At 40.1% G+C, this 23,963-nt stretch carries 20 protein-coding genes; 4 read left to right on the top strand and 16 right to left on the bottom strand.

Annotated features, from left to right (window positions below; all coding sequences use genetic code 11):
* Nucleotides 1-115: 115 nt before the first annotated feature.
* Together ABD873_RS09515 and ABD873_RS09510 are read right to left on the bottom strand one after the other, a co-directional pair.
* Nucleotides 116-2,338: a Tex family protein gene (locus ABD873_RS09515; RefSeq protein WP_345067775.1), complete on the bottom strand. Its 2,223-nt coding sequence runs from the start codon at nucleotides 2,336-2,338 to the stop codon at nucleotides 116-118.
* 77 nt (nucleotides 2,339-2,415) lie between these two features.
* Nucleotides 2,416-2,916 (bottom strand): Sec-independent protein translocase subunit TatA/TatB, encoded by a 501-nt coding sequence (locus ABD873_RS09510; protein WP_082021923.1) that lies wholly within the window; start codon nucleotides 2,914-2,916, stop codon nucleotides 2,416-2,418.
* A 155-nt stretch (nucleotides 2,917-3,071) separates the two neighbouring features.
* Here ABD873_RS09510 and ABD873_RS09505 point away from each other — a divergent pair, with 155 nt between their 5' ends.
* Nucleotides 3,072-4,430, top strand: a complete 1,359-nt coding sequence (locus ABD873_RS09505; RefSeq protein WP_345067772.1) for an MATE family efflux transporter — start codon at nucleotides 3,072-3,074, stop codon at nucleotides 4,428-4,430.
* Here the strand turns inward: ABD873_RS09505 and ABD873_RS09500 are convergent, their stop codons facing one another.
* The 7 genes from ABD873_RS09500 to ABD873_RS09470 form a co-directional block, all read right to left on the bottom strand.
* Entirely contained in the window at nucleotides 4,431-5,123 is a 693-nt protein-coding gene (locus ABD873_RS09500; RefSeq protein WP_345067770.1) for a sulfite exporter TauE/SafE family protein, read from the bottom strand.
* Nucleotides 5,124-5,128: 5 nt separating this feature from the next.
* Nucleotides 5,129-5,554 (bottom strand): FixH family protein, encoded by a 426-nt coding sequence (locus ABD873_RS09495; protein WP_345067768.1) that lies wholly within the window; start codon nucleotides 5,552-5,554, stop codon nucleotides 5,129-5,131.
* A gap of 8 nt (nucleotides 5,555-5,562) precedes the next feature.
* On the bottom strand, nucleotides 5,563-6,957 hold the full coding sequence (gene ccoG, locus ABD873_RS09490; RefSeq protein ID WP_345067766.1) for a cytochrome c oxidase accessory protein CcoG: 1,395 nt from the start codon (nucleotides 6,955-6,957) through the stop codon (nucleotides 5,563-5,565).
* Between the two features lie 57 nt (nucleotides 6,958-7,014).
* The gene (locus ABD873_RS09485) at nucleotides 7,015-7,878 is read right to left on the bottom strand and encodes a cbb3-type cytochrome c oxidase N-terminal domain-containing protein (protein ID WP_231561617.1); all 864 of its coding nucleotides are present in this window, start codon (nucleotides 7,876-7,878) and stop codon (nucleotides 7,015-7,017) included.
* Between the two features lie 4 nt (nucleotides 7,879-7,882).
* Nucleotides 7,883-8,074, bottom strand: a complete 192-nt coding sequence (locus ABD873_RS09480; protein ID WP_039054435.1) for a hypothetical protein — start codon at nucleotides 8,072-8,074, stop codon at nucleotides 7,883-7,885.
* An 8-nt stretch (nucleotides 8,075-8,082) separates the two neighbouring features.
* Complete coding sequence (gene ccoN, locus ABD873_RS09475; RefSeq protein WP_345067762.1) at nucleotides 8,083-10,194, bottom strand: cytochrome-c oxidase, cbb3-type subunit I; 2,112 nt, start codon at nucleotides 10,192-10,194, stop codon at nucleotides 8,083-8,085.
* A 158-nt stretch (nucleotides 10,195-10,352) separates the two neighbouring features.
* Nucleotides 10,353-11,060 carry a lytic transglycosylase domain-containing protein gene (locus ABD873_RS09470; protein ID WP_345067760.1) on the bottom strand — a complete coding sequence of 236 codons (708 nt, stop codon included), beginning with the start codon at nucleotides 11,058-11,060 and terminating at the stop codon, nucleotides 10,353-10,355.
* 286 nt (nucleotides 11,061-11,346) lie between these two features.
* On the opposite strand from ABD873_RS09470, the gene ABD873_RS09465 reads away from it, so the two are divergent.
* Together ABD873_RS09465 and ABD873_RS09460 are read left to right on the top strand one after the other, a co-directional pair.
* Entirely contained in the window at nucleotides 11,347-12,369 is a 1,023-nt protein-coding gene (locus ABD873_RS09465) for a pseudouridine synthase (protein ID WP_345067758.1), read from the top strand.
* 86 nt (nucleotides 12,370-12,455) lie between these two features.
* A complete protein-coding gene (locus ABD873_RS09460) occupies nucleotides 12,456-12,926 on the top strand; it encodes a pyrophosphohydrolase domain-containing protein (RefSeq protein WP_345067756.1) in 471 nt (156 codons plus the stop codon).
* A gap of 36 nt (nucleotides 12,927-12,962) precedes the next feature.
* Here ABD873_RS09460 and mnmL read toward each other — a convergent pair whose 3' ends face one another.
* Nucleotides 12,963-13,910: a tRNA modification radical SAM protein MnmL/YtqA gene (mnmL, locus tag ABD873_RS09455; RefSeq protein ID WP_039053721.1), complete on the bottom strand. Its 948-nt coding sequence runs from the start codon at nucleotides 13,908-13,910 to the stop codon at nucleotides 12,963-12,965.
* A 114-nt stretch (nucleotides 13,911-14,024) separates the two neighbouring features.
* Here mnmL and ABD873_RS09450 point away from each other — a divergent pair, with 114 nt between their 5' ends.
* Nucleotides 14,025-15,587 carry an ADP-ribosylglycohydrolase family protein gene (locus ABD873_RS09450; RefSeq protein WP_345067754.1) on the top strand — a complete coding sequence of 521 codons (1,563 nt, stop codon included), beginning with the start codon at nucleotides 14,025-14,027 and terminating at the stop codon, nucleotides 15,585-15,587.
* A 36-nt stretch (nucleotides 15,588-15,623) separates the two neighbouring features.
* Here ABD873_RS09450 and putP read toward each other — a convergent pair whose 3' ends face one another.
* The 6 genes from putP to ABD873_RS09420 form a co-directional block, all read right to left on the bottom strand.
* Nucleotides 15,624-17,120, bottom strand: coding sequence for a sodium/proline symporter PutP (gene putP, locus ABD873_RS09445; protein ID WP_345067752.1), 1,497 nt, complete (start codon nucleotides 17,118-17,120; stop codon nucleotides 15,624-15,626).
* A gap of 10 nt (nucleotides 17,121-17,130) precedes the next feature.
* A complete protein-coding gene (locus tag ABD873_RS09440) occupies nucleotides 17,131-19,734 on the bottom strand; it encodes a hypothetical protein (RefSeq protein ID WP_345067750.1) in 2,604 nt (867 codons plus the stop codon).
* 308 nt (nucleotides 19,735-20,042) lie between these two features.
* Complete coding sequence (locus ABD873_RS09435; RefSeq protein WP_345067748.1) at nucleotides 20,043-21,518, bottom strand: S10 family peptidase; 1,476 nt, start codon at nucleotides 21,516-21,518, stop codon at nucleotides 20,043-20,045.
* 35 nt (nucleotides 21,519-21,553) lie between these two features.
* Complete coding sequence (locus ABD873_RS09430; protein ID WP_039054532.1) at nucleotides 21,554-22,069, bottom strand: hypothetical protein; 516 nt, start codon at nucleotides 22,067-22,069, stop codon at nucleotides 21,554-21,556.
* 57 nt (nucleotides 22,070-22,126) lie between these two features.
* Nucleotides 22,127-23,083 carry a TonB-dependent receptor plug domain-containing protein gene (locus ABD873_RS09425; RefSeq protein ID WP_345067746.1) on the bottom strand — a complete coding sequence of 319 codons (957 nt, stop codon included), beginning with the start codon at nucleotides 23,081-23,083 and terminating at the stop codon, nucleotides 22,127-22,129.
* A 12-nt stretch (nucleotides 23,084-23,095) separates the two neighbouring features.
* Nucleotides 23,096-23,542, bottom strand: a complete 447-nt coding sequence (locus ABD873_RS09420) for a carboxypeptidase-like regulatory domain-containing protein (RefSeq protein ID WP_345067744.1) — start codon at nucleotides 23,540-23,542, stop codon at nucleotides 23,096-23,098.
* Between the last annotated feature and the right edge of the window lie 421 nt (nucleotides 23,543-23,963).

The raw sequence follows: 23,963 nt of genomic DNA, 5'->3' as shown, positions 1-23,963 counted from the left end.
ATAGTGGTTACTAGACGTAACTTAAAATTGAAATTATACTTCTGTTTTTTACTCATAAAAATGCCCCAAATAAGTGTCTAACTTTTTGGGGCATGTCTAAATTGCGGGCATTTTTTTATTTAAATTTTCCCATCAGGGCTGCTAATTTTGTTGCCATATCCGTCTCAAGCACCTTCTCTCCTCTTTTTTCGCTTCTCTTCCTCGGTGCTGCTTTTTCCTCATCCCTCATCGAAAGACTTATGCGATTACGTCTTTCGTCGACTTCTATGACGGTCACCAACACTTTTTGCTGCACCTTCACCACTTCATGTGGATCGGAAACATAATGATTTGCCAGCTGACTAAGGTGCACAAGTCCATCCTGATGCACCCCAATGTCTACGAAGGCCCCGAAATTGGTAATATTCGTCACGATGCCTGGCAGCTTCATCCCCACCTTTAAGTCGGAAATTGAGTTGACACCTTCGGTGAAAGAAAAGGCTTCAAACTGCTCGCGCGGATCACGTCCCGGTTTTGCCAATTCGGCCATAATATCATTCAACGTAGGGAGCCCTACCTCATCGGTGATATATTTTTTCAAATCTATCTGTTGGCGAAGTTTTTCGTCCTTCATCAGCTGAATAACATCCACGCCCAGATCTTTTGCCATGCGCTCTACAAGTTCATAACGTTCAGGATGTACGGCAGAAGCATCCAACGGATGTTCTCCATTGCGGATGCGCAGGAATCCGGCGGCCTGCTCGAAGGCCTTTTCTCCTAGACGCGGTACTTTCTTCAACTCCCTGCGTGAACGGAAAGGACCGTGCTCTCTTCGATAGTTAACAATCTGCTGAGCGAGGGCAGGACCTAACCCCGAAATATAGGATAAAATCTGTTTTGAGGCCGTATTCAGCTCTACACCTACCGCATTCACACAAGAAACAACAGTATCATCCAAAGCTGTCTGCAACTTATTTTGGTCTACGTCATGCTGATACTGCCCCACTCCAATAGATTTTGGGTCTATCTTGACAAGCTCTGCCAATGGGTCCATTAGACGGCGGCCTATAGATACAGCACTACGTACTGTTACATCATATTCAGGAAACTCTTCACGGGCTACTTCCGACGCAGAATAGATGGAAGCTCCACTCTCGTTTACCATAACGATGATAACATTCTGAAGGCCCAGCTTACGCACAAACTCTTCCGTTTCCCTTCCTGCAGTACCATTGCCTATGGCGATAGCCTCTATTTCATGTCGGGAAACTAATGATCTCACTATATGTTCTGCTTCCAGCTGTGCTGAAGCTCCATTATGAGGATAGATGGTCGTGTTCTCTACAAGGTTGCCCTGTGCATCCAACACCACTGTCTTACAGCCAGTACGAAATCCAGGGTCTATAGCCAACAATCTTTTTTGGCCCAGAGGAGCTGCCAACAGCAGCTGACGTACATTATCTGCAAATACCTTGATAGCTTCATTGTCGGCACGCTGACGTGTCAAGACACGTACTTCCGTTTCCATAGAAGGTTTCAGCAGCCTTTTATATCCGTCATAGATGGCAAGTTCCACTTGCTTTGAGGCCTCATTATTGCCTTTAATATACTTAGCCTCTATTTTAGGGATTACAAGATCTTCATCTACTTCTATATCCAGATAGAGCATTTCTTCCTTTTCGCCGCGGCGCATAGCCAGCACCCGATGAGATGGAGCCGTACTAATAGGCTCTTTCCAGTCAAAGTAGTCTTTATATTTCAAGGCTTCATCCTCTTTTCCTGGCACTACACGCGATACGAAGAAGCCACTCTCCATGAAAATCTTACGCAACTGTGCACGAATTTCGGCATCTTCTGATACTGTCTCGGCAATGATATCTCTCGCACCTGAAAGAGCATCTTCCACGCTGTTCACCCCAGCATCTTCATTCAGATACTGTTCAGCGACAGCAGTAATATCACCACTATTCTGCTCTAGAAGAAAGTCGGCCAAAGGCTGAAGTCCTTTTTCTCTGGCTATTAACGCCCTTGTACGACGTTTTGGCTTGTAAGGTAAATATATATCCTCCAAGGCGGACATTGTCTCCGCTCCCCGCACTGCGGCTTCCAATTCTGGTGTAAGCTTACCTTGATCTTGAATAGATTTGAGAATCGCCTCCTTGCGCTTGTCCAAGTCACGAAGTTGCTGGACGCGGTCGCGGATGGCTGTAATCTGCACTTCATCCAAAGAGCCGGTGAGTTCTTTACGATAACGGGAAATAAAAGGGACGGTAGCTCCCTCATCGAGCAGAGCAATAGTGGTGCTCACCTGCTTCGGTGTGATAGACAGCTCGTTAGCAATAATTATTTCGTGTAACATATATAAGCTTATATTTAATGCAAAAGCTGCTGAAATACTCTTCCAACAGCTTTTATGTACAAAATGACAATAATATTTTAGGCGTTATGCGCAGGATTTTCTTTAGCTTGCTCCGCAGGAGAGTCCGCAGCACTGCTTTGCTCTCCATTTTCTTCCGCAAAATAGTCTTTATAACCATACTTATAATATTCGGTCTCATCCACAGGATGTGCTCCCGGATCATGCTGGACAGTATTTTCTGGTTGAGTAAACTGAGGGAGTTTCTTTTCTGTAGAGGCAGATTCCTCCGCTGAAGCGACTTCCTGATTTTCTACCTCCGGAGCTTCCGATGAAGAGGTTGACGTAGAAGCGTATTCTTTCGGTGAATCTTCCACTTTAACATCCAAATCCTTTTCGAAATTATTTATTTGCTCCGAAATTTCACGTTTGATATCTTCTGAAGCATCTTTGAATTCACGAATTCCTCGTCCTAGTCCACGAGCCAATTCCGGCAATTTCTTTCCTCCAAATAACAATAAGATAACGATCACAATAAGGATCATCTCCTGAGTACCGATATTCAAAAAAGCTAATGTCATAATTTCCGTATATTGTTATAGTATGCTAAGGTAAAGGTATTATACGTTTTGACAAATAATTATTTGTAAATATTTGGACACATTTGTAAAAGATACCAACAATCAAATTAGTTTGCAAGGAAACTTTCGTACCTTTGCAAGCTATTTTAAATTTTATGTTTCAAAATATTAAAGAACGCAAAACTTATTACATAAGCACGCTGGCTTTAGCCGGACCGGTAATTATTGCCCAATTGGGTCATACTTTAGTTCAGACCTCTGACACGGTAATCATCGGTCATTTTTTGGGCAAAATTTCGCTGGCAGCCTCTTCATTAGCCCACTCCATGTTCATGTTGGTACTGGTTTTCGGCTTGGGCATAGCCTATGGGCTGACTCCTTTGATCGCGCAAGCCAATGGAAAGGGCAACAAGGATGAATGTGCTAAATTATTATCCAACAGCATATGGATTAATTTTTTCAGTGGCATCATGCTGTTCTGTGGAGTATACTATGGAGCGATGTATGCTATGCAGCATATAGGCCAAGACCCCGTAGTGGTGGAAGAGGCTAAGCCATATCTCTTCATGCTGAGCATGTCCATCTTCCCATTAATGCTCTTTAATGCTTTTAAACAGTTTGCCGAAGGTTTAGGGTTCACCAAGCAAGCTATGCGTATCACTATCTGGGGGAATGTCCTGAATGTGATTTTGGCTATTGTTTTTGTAAAAGGGATGTTTGGCATACCGTCTTTAGGCATTGCAGGGGTAGGATTAGCAACATTGATAGACCGCATATTGATGTTGGTAGTCATGGCTACTTATGTGCTTCGATCCAAGCATTTCAAAAATTACATGGAAAGCTTTAGCTTCTTTTCTGTGCAGGGAAAACGTGTCAAAGCAATTCTGAAGATAGGTACTCCCGTAGCTTTTCAATATGTTTTTGAAGTCAGTGCCTTCGCAGGAGCTTCGCTAATATCCGGTCGTATCGGAGCTTTGGAGCAAGCCTCTCACAACGTAGCCTTGACATTAGCATCCATGACCTATATGATGGCCACAGGTATTTCTGCTGCAGCCACAATCAAGGTAGGTAACTGCTACGGCAAAGAGAAGTTCGACAGACTCAAGAAATTCGCTACCACTTCGTACTATATCGTGTTGGCATTCATGATTTTCACGGCCCTTATCTTCGCTGTATTCAACCATACTTTAGCCGGACTTATGACTACCGATCAGGAAGTTATAGCCTTGGCCGGTCAGCTACTTATCATTGCCGGACTATTTCAGCTATTCGACGGCACCCAAGTTATAGGTTTAGGAATACTAAGAGGAATGGGAGACGTAAATATTCCTACTCTTATCACCTTATTAGCATATTGGGTCATTGGACTACCAAGTGGCTATATTATGGGAGTAAATCTCGGTCTTGGCGTGCAAGGTGTTTGGTATGGATTGACATTAGCCTTGCTAACCTCTTCCATCCTTCTGTTTTGGCGTTATAAACTTATGATTAACAAAAAAGTAGCTGCCCGCTAACTATTGACAGGATATGGCTCCGTCAATATGTAGCAAAGGACTTAAAAAAGGGATATCGAGGTTTGAGCCTCTTAGGATAAACCATGCCCCCATAAGCATGTAAAGAAAAGGAAGCAGGGATGTAAATCTAAACTTCATGAATTTTCTAGGCAGGCTGGCCAGCATGGAGAACAACATCATAAGGGGCAATGTTCCTAGTCCGAAGCAAAGCATGAACTGAAAGCTGAGCATCATGCTGTCGGCATTCATGGCAGAGGCCAAAGCCATATATACCATACCACAAGGTAAGAAGCCATTGATCATCCCGGCTACGAAAGAACCATTAGGCTTATACAGCCATTTCCCCATGGCATTAACTAAAGGCTGGATGGTCTTGGTCTGAAAAGCAGCCAGTACAGGTAATTTGGGCATTATCATATAGAAAACACCAAAACAAACCAACAATAAACCAGTAACTACAGAAAAACTTTGCTGCCATTCCTGCACGACCAATGTTTTCCCAATCCAGCCTAAAATCAAACCTATAAGCCCATAAGTGAGAATTCTTCCGCTCTGATACAGTAGCTTGTTCAATATGGCAGAAAATGAGTAAGGCTGATGTTGCTGTAAAGCAAAAACCAACGGCCCGCACATTAACGTACAGTGCAAGCTGCCAAACAACCCCATGAAAAAGCCTAATAAATTATAACTCATTTTTTCTATTGAATAAATACAGGTTGACTGTACCAATAATCTTTATTACCTCTCTTCCAGTAAATCTCTACTATCCAGTTACCTTTTGTCAAGTCGGTAGTAGCATAATCGAATTCACTGCCTTCACTTTTGAAGGGAATCGACTTGTCCAACTTTCCGTCCGAAGGTCTTTTTAATGTCAATGTTCCTGTATTACCCTCTCCTACGAACAAAATGTGCAAGCTGTCTTTTGTTACCCTAATTATGGGCTTTGCATTATCTTCAAGAACATTTTGTTTATGCTCATAAATGGTGTCGTAGGCCAGACTTTTTTCGTAGTAGTTTTCATCGATCAGCGAATCGGAATCTTTGGTAACCATATAAATTCCCGAGCCGACGATAAAAAGCATAAAAGCTCCTAAACCTACTACTATTTTATTTCCCCAGTTCATCTTTATAATTATTGAGCCCCAGGAGGGCAAATAAATGTTGTTTTTAGTGTATTCACTTCCTCACCTTGTGACCATATCTGTACAGCGGTCTTCGACTTGTAAGTCTTGATATTCTTTTTATCCGTTATTAAGAAGAATGAAAGCTTCGCTGCCCCATCTTTGGGAAGGCTATCTATCTTGTTTACGAGCTTGAGTTCAAAATTCTTGTCGGCAGACTTAAGTTCAAAAGGTACGGCCTTCCCGCTTTTGTTGATAACTTCAATAGTATAAAGGTTGCTTATCCTTCCATCGGGTTGCGACTGGTAGGTACTTCCTGCCGCTCTCAACAGTGAACCGTCGATAGGAGCACGGCTGAAGATGAAGTAGAGAAAGGCACTACACAACACCAACAAAACTGCAACATAGATATTTTGTCGCGTATAGTTTTTCTTAAAGTCTTTTTTACCTTCTACCTGTCCTAGCGAATAGAAACCTATCAGTCGTTTTGGTTTTCCCAGCTTATCCATTACGGCATCACAAGCATCAATACAGGCAGTACAGTTGACACATTCCAGCTGAATACCATTGCGGATATCTATTCCTGTAGGGCATACATGCACACACAGCCCACAGTCCACACAGTCGCCTTTTGGTTCTGTCGATTTTTTGCTCCTTTTGCCACGAGGCTCTCCACGTTGTGCATTGTATGCTACACACATGCTCTGATCGTCCAACAACACCCCTTGGAATCTCCCATAAGGACATATCGTCGTACATACAATCTCTCGCACAAATGCAAACACCGAATAGAATACCAAAGTAAAAATTACGATGGCTATAAATCCTCCAAGATGCTGCTCTATAGGCTCGGTAATGATTTTGATAAGCTCGTCAACACCGATAATATACGCCAAGAAGATGTTGGAAATAAAACAAGAAACAAGTAAAAATAGAGCATGTTTTAGGAGTTTCTTCCACGCGCGAGCATCCGTATTGGGTCCCTCATTGAGCTTTTTTTGCTGTGTCCAATCTCCTTCTATCAAGTATTCTATCCTTCGGAAAATAAGCTCCATAAATATTGTCTGCGGACAGGTCCATCCACACCATACACGTCCAAAAACGGCTGTAAATAGGACTATACTCACCAATATGATTAAAGTACCGAAAACGAAAATATACAAGTCCTGAGGGAAAAACATATTTCCGAAGATGGAGAACTTACGCTCCACAATATTGAACATCAGGAATGGATTTCCATTTACCTTGATAAAAGGAGCGAGAAATAGAAACAGTAACAAGCCATAACCCACAATCTGCCTATAGTTATATAGCGTGCCCGAAGGCTTCTTTGCATAGATCCACTTTCTTTTCTTTCCTTTAGAAGGAAGGACGGGCCCTTCGCTATTTTGTACCACTGTTTCCATTTCGCTCACTTTTTATTCAACATAATAATTAAAACAACAGTAAAAAGTAGAGGAGGATTATTCCTCTACTTTTTCAGATTCATATTTCTCTACTTCTTCACCTTGAGCAGCTTTTGCATTAGCCGGATTGGTATCTCGCAAGGTGATGATATAACTTGACACTTCTGCAATCTGTGCCGGGGTCAGCGTTTGTTCCCAAGGCACCATACCTTTATCTGGAACACCATATTTCACGGTTTTGAAGATGTCTTTGATCTCACCGCCATGTAGCCAATACCTATCAGTCAGGTTAGGGCCGATTCCTCCTTCTCCATTGGCGCCGTGACATGCTGCACAGTTGGCCGTGAATATAGCCTTTCCAGAGGCTGCCAAAGCTTCGTTAAACTCCACCGTATTTTCATCCACAAGGTTTGCCGCTTGTGCCAAATACTCCTGTCTGGCTTTCTCTGCCATGGCCATCTCATGTTCGTATTCCTGATCTTGGTTCATTCCGATACCAAACACATGGTATACTAACAAGTAGATAAAACCAAAACAGATAGTTCCATAGAATAAAGCATTGAACCAGATAGGTACCGGGTTGTCCAATTCCTTAATACCATCGTAATCGTGATCGGTAATAAGGTCTTTCTCTTGCTCTATAGGGCGTATCCCCATGATCTTATTCCACAAAGCCTTCCATCCGGCCTTTCTGGCTTCTGCTTTGCGCTTCTTCTCTTCGGCTTCTTGCTTCACTACTTCTGGCATTGTCACCTTGAGAATGGACTTCATGGCTTTGTTGACCATCACCGCCGCAATAAGCAGTGTAATCATCACCACAATCAACGTGACAATCAGAATATCACTATATAAGTTTACTGCCCCTATTTTCCATTGTGATACTTCAGCAACAGCCTCTGTACCATTTATCATTTCATTCATAATTCTAATTGTTGTCGGATAAATAATTAGATTTTGGTTCTGATTCGTCAAATGGTAATTCCTTCATATGTTGCACATAATCTTTTTTCATGAAGATTAACATCATGCCCACCACCACAAAGAATACGAGGAATATCCATAGCGATATCATCAAATAGATTTCATCTCCTTGCAGATTTGTTATTTGCTTGAACATAACTTTTATTATTTCTTTTCAGCCTTGATATCGGTACCTAAGCGTTGTAGATAAGCGATCAAAGCGATGATTTCACGATCAGATTTCACTTCCACTTGGTTGTTTTTCAAGTCTTCAGCAATTCCAGCAGCCTGCTTTTCTGCATCTTGTACCGCATTGTTGATTTGCTCGTCCGTATAAGGGACACCAAGTTTTTTCATAGCCTTCATCTTATCCGACAGCAACGAATAATCTATTTGCTGCTCGAACAACCATGGATAGGCCGGCATGATACTTCCAGGAGAGGTGATGGTAGGATCCATCATGTGGTCGAAATGCCATTTGTTCGGATATTTACCTCCCACACGGTGCAAATCGGGACCTGTACGTTTCGAACCCCACAAGAATGGTCTGTCGTAAACAAATTCTCCGGCTTTAGAATAGTCTCCATAACGTGAAGTTTCCGAACGGAAAGGACGTACCGTCTGCGAGTGACAGTTAACACATCCTTCTCTTATATACAAGTCACGTCCTTGTAGTTCCAATGCAGTATAAGGTTTTACACTAGCGATGGTAGGAACATTATTTTTGATGGTGAATGTTGGGATCATCTCTACCATACCTCCGATAAGGATGGCTATTAAGGCCAACACCATAAACAACACAGGTTTACGCTCCAGACGACGGTGCGCCATGCGCTCGCGTGTCACTACAGGCTCTAATGCTGGCGCTTCTGCAGGTTCATTGGCTACTAGCTTTCCTTGTTTAATAGTTTTCACCAAGTTGTAAGTCATGATAATCACCCCAGTAAGGTATAAGCTACCTCCAAGCGCTCTCATCATATGCATAGGAATGATTTCCAAAGTAGTAGACAAGAAGTTTGGATATTTCAACACACCTTCCGGAGTAAACTCTTTCCACATCAACCCCTGAACCACTGCAGCCCAATACATTGGGATGGCATAAAACAAAATCCCTAGTGTACCAATCCAAAAGTGGATATTGGCTAATTTTTTAGAATAAAGTTCTGTTTTATAGATACGAGGCAACAACCAATAAAGAATGGCGAACGTCATGAAGCCGTTCCATCCCAAAGCGCCGATATGCACGTGAGCTACTATCCAGTCTGTAAAGTGTGCAATAGCATTTACTTGCTTAAGCGACAACATAGGTCCTTCAAATGTTGCCATACCATAACAGGTCAATGCTACTACCATAAACTTAAGTACAGGCTCCACACGCACTTTGTCCCAAGCACCACGCAAAGTCATAAGGCCGTTGATCATACCTCCCCAAGAAGGAGCTATCAGCATTACCGAGAATACAACACCCAAGGACTGCACCCAAGAAGGCATAGAACTATACAACAAGTGGTGAGGACCGGCCCAGATATAGATAAATATCAAAGACCAGAAGTGGAGAATACTAAGTTTATACGAATATACTGGGCGGTTAGCCATCTTAGGCAAATAATAATACATCATTCCCAAGAAAGGCGTAGTCAAGAAAAAGGCAACCGCATTGTGTCCATACCACCATTGTACCAACGCATCTTGAACACCAGAGTACACATAAAAACTTTTCCAAAAGGAAACAGGCAACTGGATAGAGTTGACAATATGCAATACCGCTACCGTAACAAAAGTAGCAATATAGAACCACACAGCTACATACATATGGCGCTCTCTACGTTTGATAATAGTACCAAACATATTCACACCAAATACCACCCAGATTATGGTAATAGCCACATCTATAGGCCACTCCATTTCTGCATACTCATGTGACGTGGTATAACCCAACAGCAAGGTGATTGCTGAAGCAACAATAATTAACTGCCAGCCCCAGAAATGTATTTTACTCAACACATCGCTGAACATTCTTGTTTTCAGCACGCGCTGTAAAGAGTAATAGGCCCCCATAAAGATGGCATTACCCACAAAAGCAAAAATTACCGCATTGGTATGCACCGGACGTACACGACCAAACGTGGTATACTGCGTCATAAAGTTCAATTCGGGAAATATCAATTGAAGAGCTACCAGCAAACCGATAGACATACCTACGATACCCCAAATAATAGTTGCAATACCAAAATTGCGAACTATCTTGTTGTCGTAACTAAATTGCTCTAAATGCATTACTTTATCATTTTGTTTCCGATGTAAAAGTAATGACGCTTTGATGACAGGCTAATGACGCAGCTTGTGAATAAATATGACTTTCATCACTTTTGTAAAAACAACAAAGCGGCCCCGAAAATCAGGTCCGCTTTGCTGCTTAAAATAGGGATTCTTACTTAAATACTATATCCGTATAAATGGGGTTTTTCTAACACTTCTTTCACCGAGATAATCTTATATACGTAAGAAGCTGTTTCCTCGTTCAGCTTAAGGTGATAATAGCTTTTTTTACCTTGATTACGCATGGCAGCACGGAGACTCCCCTCTCCTATATTATACGCTGCAGCTACTAGTGTCCAGTCACCAAACTGATTATACAAATCTTTTAGATAGCGGGCCGCAGCATGCGTAGACTTAACAAAATTTTTGCGCTCATCCACCTTATGGTCTACACGCAACCCATATAATCGGGCTGTACTAGGCATAAACTGCCAGTAGCCACCAGCACCCTTGTGTGAAGATACGCTGGGATCTAATCCACTCTCCACCACAGGGAGATACTTGAAATCCTCCGGAATACCGTATGATTTCAAAATCTTTTCGATCTTAGGAAGATATTTCTCCGCACGAGCATGCATGTCGTGCGACCCTATCTTCTTAAACGAAAATTTTGCCAGATACTTTGTTAGCTTGCTTTTTACCTTATGATTCTCTACCGGGATACTTTCATTGGCGAAAGTGAGAGAATTGTAATAAATTTCCTGTTTCTTTTCCGGAGAATTCAACTTTTCTTTGAGCCTAGCAGCTCCTTCGATCATCATCTTTTTATACGGATTCTCGAATGAATCTCCTTTGGGGCTTGACTGCAACTTCGATAAAACCATTATCGAAAAAATTGCGGTAATACATAATACTCTTTTTCTAATCATTCACTTCCTTACTGCTACCTACAAGACTCCAAATAAGTCAGTCGGAATAGCTTGGTCCATTCATGAAGGCACAAAGGTACAAACTATAGAACTATAAAACAAATAGTTACAAAACCACATCTTTTACCTCCTCGCGAAAACAAGGCCTATCTTACTGGAAACCGCAATTTCTACAATGTAAAAAAAACAGAGAATTCTCATTATTTTTTGTAACTTTGTACCTCAATTTTTATTTAAAACTATGCCACTCAATAGTAGAAGGAACAGTCGCGAGGACAAGTCCAAAAAGAGAAAAAGCAACTCTGAAAGCTTTAATTCGAAAGACAATTCAAAAAGAAGTTTCAGCAAACAAGACAACAAAAAATCTTTTGCTAAAGCATCAAACAACAAATCATTTTCTAAATCCATGGGAAAAGGAAGATTTTCTAAATCAGATAAAGCTTCTTCTCAGCATTTAGATCACAACGAAGAAAACGTATTTAAATATACTAAGTACAGAAAGGTAAGACAGCCGTCAAAACCTGCCATTAGAGAGGCTAAAGACGATGGATTGATTCGTCTGAACCGTTACATTGCCAATGCAGGTATCTGCTCACGCAGAAAAGCCGACGAACTTATCGCCGCTGGCGTTATTACAGTAAATGGCGAGGTAGTAACCTCTTTGGGCACAAAAGTAGATCCCGCTAAAGACGAAATCCGTTACAATAACGAACGTCTGAAACGTGAAAAGATGGTCTACATCTTATTAAACAAACCTAAGGACTATATAACCACCACTGACGATCCGCAAGAACGTCGTACAGTGATGCAGTTGGTAGCCAAAGCCACCAAAGAACGTATCTACCCTGTAGGCCGTCTGGACCGCAATACTACAGGTCTGCTATTGTTGACCAACGACGGACAGCTTGCCGAAAAGCTATCTCATCCACGCAACAATGTCACGAAAATATATCACGTGGAACTAAACAAAAACCTTACGCAAGGAGACTTCAACAAAATCCAGTTCGGTCTGGAGCTGGAAGATGGATTCATCAAACCGGACGACCTGAGCTATATCGCAGGAGCTTCCAAACGTGAGGTAGGTATTCAAATCCACTCCGGCAAAAACCGTATCGTAAGACGTATCTTCGAATCGCTTGGCTACGAGGTCGTAAAACTGGACCGTGTCGTATATGCCAACCTGACGAAAAAAGACTTACCTCGAGGACGCTGGAGATACCTTGACGAAAAAGAACTTATCCAACTCAAACATTTTATAAAATAAGATCTTAAAAGTCCTGCCCACGCAGGACTTTTTCTCTTTTAAAGCCAAAGATTCGTATTTTTACAGTTAGAAAAACTTATCGTAATATGACTGATCCTAAATCATTATCCTCAGTTGCTGAATTCCACAAAACCTTTCAGCACCCCATTTTAGAAAGTCCTCAAATCCCTTCAGAAGCACGCTGCAAGCTACGCGTGTCACTCATCGCCGAAGAGTTGAAAGAACTAGAAGAAGCTATAGAGAAAAAAGATATCGTAGAGATAGCAGATGCTTTATGTGATATACAGTACGTACTCTCCGGTGCTGTATTAGAATTCGGCCTTGGCGAAAAATTCAACGCTTTGTTTGAAGAAGTGCAACGCTCCAACATGAGCAAAGCCTGCAAAACCAAAGAAGAAGCAGAAGCGACAATGAAATATTATAAAGAAACGAAAGGTGTCGATTCTTATTATAAAGAAGTGGACGGGTTATTTTTGGTATTCCGAGAAGGAGATAACAAAACTTTAAAATCTATCAACTACTCTCCAGCAAATTTGAAATCTATCCTTGAAAAATAAAAAAAGCGGTCTTTTTTGACCGCTTTTTCCAGTATCTTAACCTCTATACTCACTTCCCTGCTGCACACCCCGAGCTTCCAATCCTTTATCAATATAGGTTTGTATCGCAGACTTCTTTACCCCCCAGTTCGGTGCAATGAGCAAATCCTGATCTGCTATACCAAAAAGTCTTTGGATAATGATATCCGGTCTCAACTTAGGAATAAGTTTGGATAAAAACTCCGTATATTCTTCCAATGTAAAAAGCTTAAACGGCTCCCTCTTGTACTTTACCCCCATGATCGATCCCTCGACGATATGAAGATGATGTAATTTCACGAACTTAATCTGCGGATGACGGTTTATTTCATCTGCATAACGCAACATCATCTCTTCCGTCTCCCATGGAAATCCGAATATTGTATGCACACACAGATCCAGCTTAGTATCCTTCAGCATTTCCATAGTGGCCAAAAATTCGTCATGCGAACAGCCTCTATTGATACGCTCCAATGTATCATTATAAATGGACTCCATACCCATTTCCAAATCCACATCATAACGGTCTGTATAAGACTCCAGTAAAGCTATTTTCTCGAAATCCAAACAATCCGGTCTGGTACCAACTGCCAATCCTAACGTATTTTCAGGGTCTATGCTCAACGCCTCATCATACATCATCTTCAACAGGTGCGTAGGAGCATACGTATTAGTGTTAGGTTGAAAATAGATAATGAATTTTTCAGCACCATAGCTGTTACGAGCTCGCGCAATGCCGTTTTCCACCTGCTCACGAATAGAAGGCACTTTCCGTGCCGTATCCGGCGTAAAAGAATCAACATTGCAGTATGTGCAACCTCCGTAACCTTTGCTTCCATCACGGTTCGGACAAGTAAAATTACCGTCCACAATAACTTTAAAAACCCTTTGCCCCTGATACTTATCCCGCAAATAGGCTCCATAGTGATTATATGGTTTTATACCATTGTCTAGTGCTGTTCCCATTATTGCAAAGATAACTATAATAATAGAGTTCGAACCCAAAAGATTTATAGTAAATAATTTTAAGTTATTTTTATATATTTATAAAAATATTTAATAACCAATTTGAACTTTTTTATGATGAGAAACTTACTCTTAGTAATATCCCTGTTCACCGGTTCAGTAGTATATGCACAATATAAAGATTTCACTAAAGCTGAACTGAAAAATAAAGTTGAGGGAGCCTGGGCTGCCAAGATGATCGGCGTCATGTATGGGCGCGAAATGGAATTCAAAGCTTTGGGCAGAACGTACGACAAACCTATAAATTGGTATCCTGAACTCATCGAAAAAGCCCTTCTCGAAGATGACTTGTACGGACAGCTCAGCTTTATGGAAACTATAGAAAAGTACAACAATAATGCAACGGTCAAGCAGTTGGCGCATGACTTCGCTTATGCAAGCTTCCCCCTATGCCATGCTAACCTGCAAGCACGAAAAAATATCTTCGATGGCATAATGCCTCCTCTTTCGGGAGCTCCCCAATATAGTATGCATTCGGATGACATAGACTTCCAGATAGAATCTGACTTTATAGGTTTCATACATCCCGGACTTACGCAATCAGCCATTAACATGTGTGATAGCGTGGGACGAATCATGGCCTACGGTGACGGCTTGTACGGTGGTATGTTCGTATCAGCCATGCATTCTATAGCCTACTATGAAAATGATACAAAAAAAATCGTAAGAGCAGCTCTAAATGCCATCCCTTCTAAAAGCACCTATGCGCAATGTATTCAGGACGTATTGAAAAGCTACGACAAGCATCCGCATGACTGGAAAAAAACATGGCAACTTATCCAAGATAAATGGGCTGCAAACGATATATGTATTCCCTTTCATGAGTTTAACATAGATGCTAAGCTCAATGGTGCCTACATAGCTATAGCATTATTATACGGAAATAATGATTTGGAAAAAACCATGGAAATTGCCGTGCGATGTGGCCAAGACACAGACTGTAATGCCGCAAATGCCGCTGCCGTGCTAGGAATAATACTTGGATTGGATAATATTCCAACAAAATTCAAGTCTCACCTCCCACACATAGCAGACAAAAACTTTCTACATACCAACTATACATACAATAAGGCTGTAAAGCAAACTCTAACCTTGATCGAGAGAAATATCCTTGCCAATGGAGGTAAAGTACAAGAAGATAAAATACGCGTCCGAATTCAAACTCCAAAATTCAAAGGTAAATACGAACAGGCCTATCCAGACAAAGTGATGAGCTATCAGGTCGAAATGAAAGACAGAGACAAGTGGACTCTTAAAGGACAATGGAAAGAGTTCATGTATGGTAATGGAGACAACGACCTCTATATGATAGCTACTTCTCCCAATGACAGGCTAGAACTGGAATTTGAAGGCTCAGGCATATCACTGTTAGGTAGTTGGAACACGTCGGGTGGGAAAGCAGACATCTACATAGATGATAAATTTGTCAAAACTATTGATGTGTATTTTCGCGAAGAGGCCGGAAAATATGATGTCAACAGAGCTCATATTTTCCACGACATGAATCTTCAACCTGGCAAACACAAGCTCACCTTAATCGTTTCCTCCCAAAGACATCCCCAATCTACAGGACATAACATTTGGATTCAACGTGCGGTAATATATAAGAACAATTAACGGCTTCATCGCCCTTAATTGTTCTTCTCTGATTTATTATTCTTTGATATCCTTTTTCATTTTTTCAAATTCAGCTTCAATCGTAGGATTTACGGAATTGGAAAATAATGACACTATTACAATTGTCATAAAACTTAAAAGAAAACCGGGAATCATTTCATATACTTCTTTAAAGCCATGTGGTAGGTAGACCCAAAGTAAAACTACTGTGCCACCGACAATCATTCCTAATAACCCGGCAAAAGCAGTGGTTCGTTTCCACAGTAATGACAATATAATTAAAGGTCCAAATGCAGATCCAAAACCAGCCCAAGCATTTCCCACCAAATTCAAGATACTATCTTTTGGATTTAAAGATAATAAAAGAGCGATTGCTGCAACAATAAGTACAGAAGCCCTACTCATAAGAAGCATATTGCGAGTCGTCGCATATTGGGGAAAGAAATTCTTGAAAATATCTTCCGTCATCGAACTGGAAGTTACCAACAACTGAGATGAAATTGTACTCATTACAGCTGCTAAAATAGCAGACAAAAGAATCCCCCCAATGAAGGGGTGAAATAACACCCTAGATAGATGAATAAATATTGTCTCTGCTACAGATTGATCGGTATCGAATTTGGCCATTGCGATTGGGTCAAACTCTTTAAGATAAGCTATTCCTAATAGCCCCACGAACATTGCTCCCCCCACCGTGAAAATCATCCATGTGATTCCTATTCTTCGTGCCTTCGGTATATCACGAATATGCTCGATAGCCATAAAGCGAACTAAAATATGAGGCTGTCCAAAATATCCTAAACCCCAAGCCATAAGAGATAAAATGGAAATGGTTGTAGTCCCTTTGAAAATATCTAGATAATTAGGTCCTTTTGCTTCAATAGTCGCAAAAGCATGGGACGTCCCACCTACCTGCGCGATAATTACTATAGGCAAGATGACCAAAGCTATCACCATTATGGTTCCTTGTACAAAGTCAGTCAAACTAACAGCCAAAAATCCTCCTAAAAAAGTATATAGCACAACAACAAAGGTTGTGCAAAATAAACCAGTATAATAATCCATTCCGAAAGCAGACTCAAACAAACGTCCTCCAGAAACCATACCCGCCGCTGTGTATAATGTAAAAAATACCAGTATTAACATGGAAGAAATCAACTTTAAAGACTGCGTTTTATCTTTAAATCTATTCTCCAAAAACACAGGAATAGTTATCGAATTATTTGCTATGGCAGTATAGGCCCTAAGACGGGGAGCCACAATTACATAATTCAAAAAAGCTCCGATGGTAAGGCCAATTGCAATCCAAGAAGCAGATATACCGGTAGTATACAGGGCCCCTGGGAGTCCCATTAACAACCAACCACTCATATCGGCGGCTCCCGCCGATAAAGCTGTTACTGCGGCCCCCATTTTCCGCCCTCCAATCAAAAATTCTTCAGAATTGCTTGTAGATTTTCGATAAGAATATATTCCTATTAGAATCATCAACAGCATATACAGTCCTATAGAGATAAGCTCATACGTATGCATATTTTAAATATTAAATGGTTTTCAGACGTTGCTTAAGTTCTTTAACCCGTGAGTAATTTCCTTTAAATTTCGACAGCACTTTAGGCAATTCGACATTGTAAGGGTTTAGTTTTATTGCTTCTTCTACAAACTTCAAAGCATCCCTTTCGTTAGCTGCCACTAAACTGAATTTAGCTTGAATAGCTTTATAAAGTGATTGGTTTAATATAGATGTATCTTCTTTCAGCTTTTTAAAGAATGATCTTGCTTGCGTTATATCTCCATTATCTATCAGAATACTGACTAATTTCAGATTATTATGAAGGTCCAGTTTGCCGGGATCTCCACCATTAATCAATAATTTATCCTTCATACTTCTATACGTTTGCTTATCCCCTAAAGCAGCATATACCTCTACATATAATAACTCAAACTCTGGGCGTTGTATTTGGGTGGCCTGCAAATTTCGATATACCTCGTTGATATTTTTCAAAGCTTCTTGATAATTTCTCTGAGCTATTAATACTTCAATATACTGTATTCTAAGATTGTAATTGAACGGTTTTTGAGCCACCAAATTGGCTAACTCTTCCACCTTTAGCTTATCACCGAACAGCCCCTTTTGCCATGCCACAAATGCCTTAGCATCATTTTTCCGATCCCTCAGATAAGTAGAAATTGAAGATCCGTTGTGGGCATACTCTTCTGCAACGGCTATGGCCTCGGCTAAATAACCACGTTGATAATAAAAATTACGGAGGGCTATATTATTCTGAGCTTTAATCATATAGTCCTTCTCCAATTCATAAGCCTTTCTATATAATTTAGCTTGCTCTTCCAGCTTATCCGGAGCAGAAGCTACCAACCAATCACCCTCCACCACATATATAGGTGCATAAGAGGAATTAATTGCTTTGGCTCTGTGCAACCTTTCTTTAGCTTCTTCGAATTTTTTCTCCACAATATTATTTTTTGCATAGGCTAAATGTACAGGCAAATAATTCGGGTCATACATCAATGCAGTATCCAAATATCTATAAGAATCCGCTATAGAAGCCTTTAAAGCATTATTAGCCAAATTAAGATACACTTGTGCCCAGTTGGAAGCCATTGCCTTTTTATCACCAGCCAAATAAGCTTGTTCTTGACGAATCAATTGGTCTAAGAAAGCATACATCTCGGGATCTTTTGTAGACAAATCCGACAGAGTATTCATAGACTTAAAATCCAAAGGATGTACTTTTACCTTTTCAAAATAAGCAGGATAGGTCTGAGCAAAATACTCAGACTCATTATTCTGTGAATAATAATCTAATGTCAATCCTTTTTCCATGGCGTTATAATACAGCGCCTTGATTTTCCGATTTTGCTCGTCAGTCAATACTTGGTCGTGAAACAGATGCACATACTCGTGAAGAAGTACATTACGCTCTTCAAACGCACCACGTTCTACATATTCGATTGCAGCTGCACCGGACCCCACTCCTCTTATATCCATCCATTGACGATTATCAAAGGTAGTATTAAACCTAAAATAGGGAGCTCTCATGGCAATAGCCAAATCCTTATGCAGTGGAGGAATCACAAACGAACGATGTTGCTTAGCCAAAAACGGAAAATACACCACCGATGTGTAGAGCTGATTCCAAACCATACCTTTAGCTACATTTCCAGGATAATAACCCACATCAGGAAAAATTTCCAAAAAGTCAGAAAGATTGTCAATTTCCGGATTCTTTAACTTTTGTATAATACTTTCATATGTTTTTAAGAAAGGAATTCGTTTAGATTTTATGACAGCAGATAAGCCATTGTGTGCAGGCCCATAATGTTTCTTTTGTTCAAGAATTTTTATAAAGATTTGCTCTGCTTCATCCAGTCTTTTCTTTCGGTCGAATGCATCAAAATCTCCATACAATAAAGAAGCTTTATGCATATCTGGGAGGACCGATTGTGGATACTCAACCTTCACTTTCGCTATCACATCAAATGCCGAGTCTATCTGATTCTTTGTAAACAAATCATCCGCTCTCTCCAAGGCTGCTCGGATTTCTTTTTCGTCTTTGTCTACATAATCTGCAAAGGTCTGATTAGTATGACCATTTCCAAGATGCCAATGTGTTTGGAAATGCAACGGGTTCAAAGCCAAAGCTAGCTCCCATTGATTGACCATATCATTTAATTGTGTTGCATCTATCCTACGCCAGGTGGCATATCCATAATAAAAACGTGCATCCGCATGTAATGGTTCTATTTGAAGTCCTTTAATCAAAGATTCTTCTGCTTCTTTAGGGTTTTGATCCCAAAAACATATATCAGCCTTTAAGAAATAACCGGCGGCGTGATTTGGGTATTTTGAAATCAACGTAGTTGACAATACTAATGCTTCCTGATATTTTTTTTGTAATAAAAGCGACCTTCCAAGGATTAAACTAACTTCTATATCTAGTGGATATAGCCTAAGCAGCCTTTTCGTTGTAACTTCTGCTTCCTCCAACTTCCATGCTTCGATATCTAACATCGCTTTCCAACATTCTACTTCCTTCCGTGACTTATCTGCGTCAGGAAGAGCTTCCAATAATTCCTGACAAGCATGGAAATCATTATTTAACCATTTAAGCTTAACCTGTAGCAATGTTTTTTCAAGAGCTGTTAAAGACGAACTTGAGTCCAATTGTTCTTGAACTGTATTCCACGACCCTATATCTAGCAACCGAGACAGTAAAGCGTACGACTGATTCGGCTGAAGGGATAAATCGTTTACAAGCCTTTTTCTTTCCTCTTGTAAATATTTATAAACTGCATTAGTATTATTGACCAAGTCTTGGGCCCAAGAAATACATATAACACTAAAATATCCGATGAAAAAGAAAAGAACTCTCATAGACCTAGGATTAATTGCCCCAACCCTGCATAACAGGGTTGGGAATATTTCACATATTTTTAATATTTAGCAGGTTTATCCGGGGCAGGAATTGTTTTCTTAATAAAATCACGAATATCATTATTTGCCTTAATCAAATCCTCTTTTCGCAAATACATCATATGTCCACTTCTATACCCCTTAAAATCTATACGATCAGCCAATTTTCCGGAAGGATCCATTTGCCACATATTATATTTCGCATTAAAATAATCACAAGCTCCGTCATAATATCCCATTTGAACCATCACATGTAAAAATGGATTGGCAGCCATAGCTTGACGTAAGTTAAGCCCAGTATTGTCATTTGATCTATCCCATGGATGTACTGGACCAAACATGTTGTACTTTACATCCGTTTTATATTTCAATTCATTCGTGTAATAATAGTTTATTGCCGGAGTGAAAGAATGCAGCCATGAAGTCAATTCCGAGTTAAAATCTGGTTTTTCTCCTCCATCACGACGATCCAATCCTAAGTACCGTGAGTCAAGGCGTCCCACAGTATATCCTTGGTCCCTCAATAATTCTTTCCAAAATAAAGACGTAGGAATATCCAGATTATTTTGTTTTATCACCGTCTCCGATAAGCCCGAATAACGTGCCATCTTTTTCACTATAGCATCCTGCTCTTCTTTGCTGATACTATAGCCTTTGGCAATAGCAGGCAACAATTCATTCAATGCAAATTTTTCTACCTCAGGCAATAATTCTTCCAAATCTCTATTCTGTAAATCTGCCGGCAAACGTTTGTGATACCAAGCTGTAGCCGCATAATATGGCCAACGATTTGCTTGCTCTACAGGTCCCTCACGCTTCAGTCCCAAATCTGTAGGAGAAACTAAGATTACCCCGTTGAGATACATCCATTGAGCGTTCTGCAATTCTAATGCTAAACCTGATACACGTGTGGTTCCATAACTTTCTCCTATTAAGTATTTCGGCGAAGCCCATCGATTATTGCGAGTTACAAAAGTATTTATCCACTCCGCCAAGTATTTAATATCTGCATTCGTACCAAAAAACAGCTTTCTGTCCACCTTTTCATCCAGAATACGGGAATAACCAGTGTTTACTGGATTGATATATACAATATCTGCTACATCAAGGATTGAATATGGATTTTCTTTCACTCCATAAGGTTGTAATGGATAACCTTCATCGTCAATATTCAATAAACGTGGTCCTGTGTAAGCCAAATGCATCCAAACAGATCCCGACCCCGGCCCTCCGTTAAAGGAGATAACAAGAGGGCGCTTATCTCTATTGGTGACATCATCCCTAGTATAATACGTATAATGAACTGCAGCAATAGGTTTTCCTTGCTCATCCCACACAGGTTGGGTTCCTGTGCGTGCGGTATAAGACAATTTTTGACCGCTAAATGTGTTCAACTGATGCTTGGTCGTAACAGTACTATCGGCATAAGGAACACGCTGTGCATATGTGGCTATAGCCACCATTAATGTGGTAATTATTAAAAGAATCTTTTTCATAATGTTTAGTAATTGGATTTAGTAATTATACTCTATTATTGTATGCTAAAAACCTTATTGGCGGGTATCCCAAAACACATAGAACGATTCCCTTTTGATAACGTGGATGAATAATCATTTCTTGCTTTAATGTTTAAAGATAGGAACGATTTGTAGTCCAACACAAAATCACCAAAGAAACCTATTACTCTATTTTGTGTAATAGTTCCAGTAGTATTAAATGTCAAAAAATTACTTTGATTATCAAAATCAGGAAGAACGATTCCTAAAGCAGTAGTTTGCAAAGCATTCCTATAATTAGAAATTACTTCATTACCGAGTGTCGCTATTAAATTCCAACTTTCAGAAAGGGATTTGTTGGCAGTAACAGTAAGGTATGAGTTGATGTTTTTCATTAGCGTGCTTCTGTCATCCAAGCCCCCAGCTCCAGCTGAACTTGTATTACCATTACTTCTGATACCCTTATTGTCAAAACCTTTACTCATCATACCAAAAACATCCGCGCCTATCTTCAAGTCTGCAGTCAACCAAGATAAGAGGTCATATTTCATATTAATGTTACCATAAAAGCGGTTTACTTCGCTATTATACCTTACATTTTCTAAGGACTATCGAGGATGATCTTCTGCTGCAAACCACAACTGATTTCCATCAGCATCTTCGTAAGGCAAATTGGTCAAATCATAGGATCGAGGAGTATAAATACCCCTCCATAATGGGTTTGCCCCTTGATTACCTTCTTGCGTACGCTTAGAGTTATTATTTACATATGAAAACGAGGTTCCTATCTTAAATTTATCGGTCAATTGCGTAGAAACATTGGCCGAAATATTATTTCTTGATAATTTATTATTAGGAAGAAGTCCTGTCTCCATAGTGTATCCATATGATACACGATAATCAAACTTATCACTCGATCCCGAGAAGCTAATATCGTTTACAGTATTAATCGAATGACGCAACAAATCTTTAATATTATTAGGGTAAGCTTTTAGCTGCTCTTGCTCACCAAACCAATTTGTTACAGTCTGACCAACAATTCGTTCACCCCAAGACCCTGTCACAGAATTGCTGTAGACACCATTGCTTCCTTGTGAATATTCATTCTGAAACTCAGGCATACGTGATATGACTCCAACAGCCGTATTAGTTCCAAACGAAATTTGATTCCTACTACCCTTCTTAGCCTTTTTAGTGGTTATCAAAATTACACCAGAGGCAGCTCTAGAACCATATAATACGGTAGCGGCAGCACCCTTTAACACACTTATCGACTCAATGTCTTGCGGATTGATGTCAGAAATACGACTCGAATTAACGACGCCGGTATTAACACTATTACTACCGCCAGAATTATCCAATGGAATACCATCTACGACATATAATGGTTGATTCGATCCGGTAAAAGTAGAAAACCCACGAATGGTAATGTTAGAACCGGCAAAACCACCTCCTGCTCCACTAACCTGTACACCAGCTAGACGCCCTGCCAAAGCATTAGTCACATCGGTCGTAGGCGCTTTACTTAATTCTTCTCCCTTAACTTCGCTAACTCCATATCCCAAGGTTTTACGATCTCACTGAACACCAAAAGATGTCACAACAACTTCCTCTAGCACTTCTTCCAAAGCAAGCAGCTCAATATTTAGCTCCCCAGAAGTCGGAATGATAATTTCCTGAGTGTGATAAGACAAATGACTCACAACTAGTACATTAACATTACTAGACACTTCCATTCGGAACATCCCCTCACTACTTGATTTTGTCCCCAAGTTTGTACCTTTCAATACTATAGATGCATCAACAACTGGTTCTCCCGCTTTACTTCTGATGACTCCTTTGATAACTCTTTTTTGCAAAACTTGTAGGCTAGTATTAGTAGAAGAGATTGATTTTGTAGCCGCAAAAGAAATATTTGTTAAGACAGAAGTTGCGACAAGTAAGCAAGACATGTAGAAGGGGTTACCCCAAACCCCAACAGTCCGATGCAATGTTTGTGGATTGAGTTTTAATTTAGGTTTCATAATCTTAAATGGTTAGTAAACAAAATAATGTTCAAAAAAACATTAAAATGCTTCTTATGGAGGTAGAGTGAAGAAGAAGGGCTTCATAGAATTTAAGTTTAAGTCAAAATTCTTTTACAAAAGAATTTCTATCAGTTAGTATTAATTTAAGTTTAATTGGCTTGTGTGAATAAGCTAATTTAAATTAATAAACTTGAACAATAATTTCTGAAAATCAACAAAATATATCAATACTTGGATAATTTACGTTAACATATAAAACTTTTTTATGTGTTAACGTATCTAAATGAAGATCATTATATGTTAAGCAGGAAAATAATGGGATATATCTAGGAAGCGTTGTAAAACAAGAAAAGCCTTATCGATATGGATAAGGCTTTTCTTTGTTTAATAAGGGTAGGCACCGACCTACTCTCCCACC

The sequence above is a fragment of the Sphingobacterium thermophilum genome, from assembly GCF_039541675.1.
Lineage (GTDB): Bacteria > Bacteroidota > Bacteroidia > Sphingobacteriales > Sphingobacteriaceae > Sphingobacterium > Sphingobacterium thermophilum.
Note: the sequence above shows the minus strand (reverse complement) of the source record. Positions and strands in the feature narration are given on the sequence as shown.

Bases quoted from the DNA above. Each gene is read 5' to 3' on its own strand.
- ABD873_RS09430 (WP_039054532.1), bottom strand. From the start codon at position 22,069: ATGAAATATGACCTCTTATCTTGGTTGACTGCAGACTTGAAGATAGGC.
- ABD873_RS09480 (WP_039054435.1), bottom strand. From the start codon at position 8,074: ATGTTCAAGCAAATAACAAATCTGCAAGGAGATGAAATCTATTTGATG.
- ABD873_RS09450 (WP_345067754.1), top strand. From the start codon at position 14,025: ATGATGAGAAACTTACTCTTAGTAATATCCCTGTTCACCGGTTCAGTA.
- ABD873_RS09465 (WP_345067758.1), top strand. From the start codon at position 11,347: ATGCCACTCAATAGTAGAAGGAACAGTCGCGAGGACAAGTCCAAAAAG.
- ABD873_RS09485 (WP_231561617.1), bottom strand. From the start codon at position 7,878: ATGAATGAAATGATAAATGGTACAGAGGCTGTTGCTGAAGTATCACAA.
- ABD873_RS09470 (WP_345067760.1), bottom strand. From the start codon at position 11,060: ATGGTTTTATCGAAGTTGCAGTCAAGCCCCAAAGGAGATTCATTCGAG.
- ABD873_RS09510 (WP_082021923.1), bottom strand. From the start codon at position 2,916: ATGACATTAGCTTTTTTGAATATCGGTACTCAGGAGATGATCCTTATT.
- ABD873_RS09460 (WP_345067756.1), top strand. From the start codon at position 12,456: ATGACTGATCCTAAATCATTATCCTCAGTTGCTGAATTCCACAAAACC.
- ccoG (WP_345067766.1), bottom strand. From the start codon at position 6,957: ATGGAAACAGTGGTACAAAATAGCGAAGGGCCCGTCCTTCCTTCTAAA.
- ABD873_RS09435 (WP_345067748.1), bottom strand. From the start codon at position 21,518: ATGAAAAAGATTCTTTTAATAATTACCACATTAATGGTGGCTATAGCC.
- ccoN (WP_345067762.1), bottom strand. From the start codon at position 10,194: ATGCATTTAGAGCAATTTAGTTACGACAACAAGATAGTTCGCAATTTT.
- ABD873_RS09420 (WP_345067744.1), bottom strand. From the start codon at position 23,542: ATGAAACCTAAATTAAAACTCAATCCACAAACATTGCATCGGACTGTT.
- ABD873_RS09515 (WP_345067775.1), bottom strand. From the start codon at position 2,338: ATGTTACACGAAATAATTATTGCTAACGAGCTGTCTATCACACCGAAG.
- ABD873_RS09500 (WP_345067770.1), bottom strand. From the start codon at position 5,123: ATGAGTTATAATTTATTAGGCTTTTTCATGGGGTTGTTTGGCAGCTTG.
- putP (WP_345067752.1), bottom strand. From the start codon at position 17,120: ATGCATACGTATGAGCTTATCTCTATAGGACTGTATATGCTGTTGATG.
- ABD873_RS09505 (WP_345067772.1), top strand. From the start codon at position 3,072: ATGTTTCAAAATATTAAAGAACGCAAAACTTATTACATAAGCACGCTG.
- mnmL (WP_039053721.1), bottom strand. From the start codon at position 13,910: ATGGGAACAGCACTAGACAATGGTATAAAACCATATAATCACTATGGA.
- ABD873_RS09495 (WP_345067768.1), bottom strand. From the start codon at position 5,554: ATGAACTGGGGAAATAAAATAGTAGTAGGTTTAGGAGCTTTTATGCTT.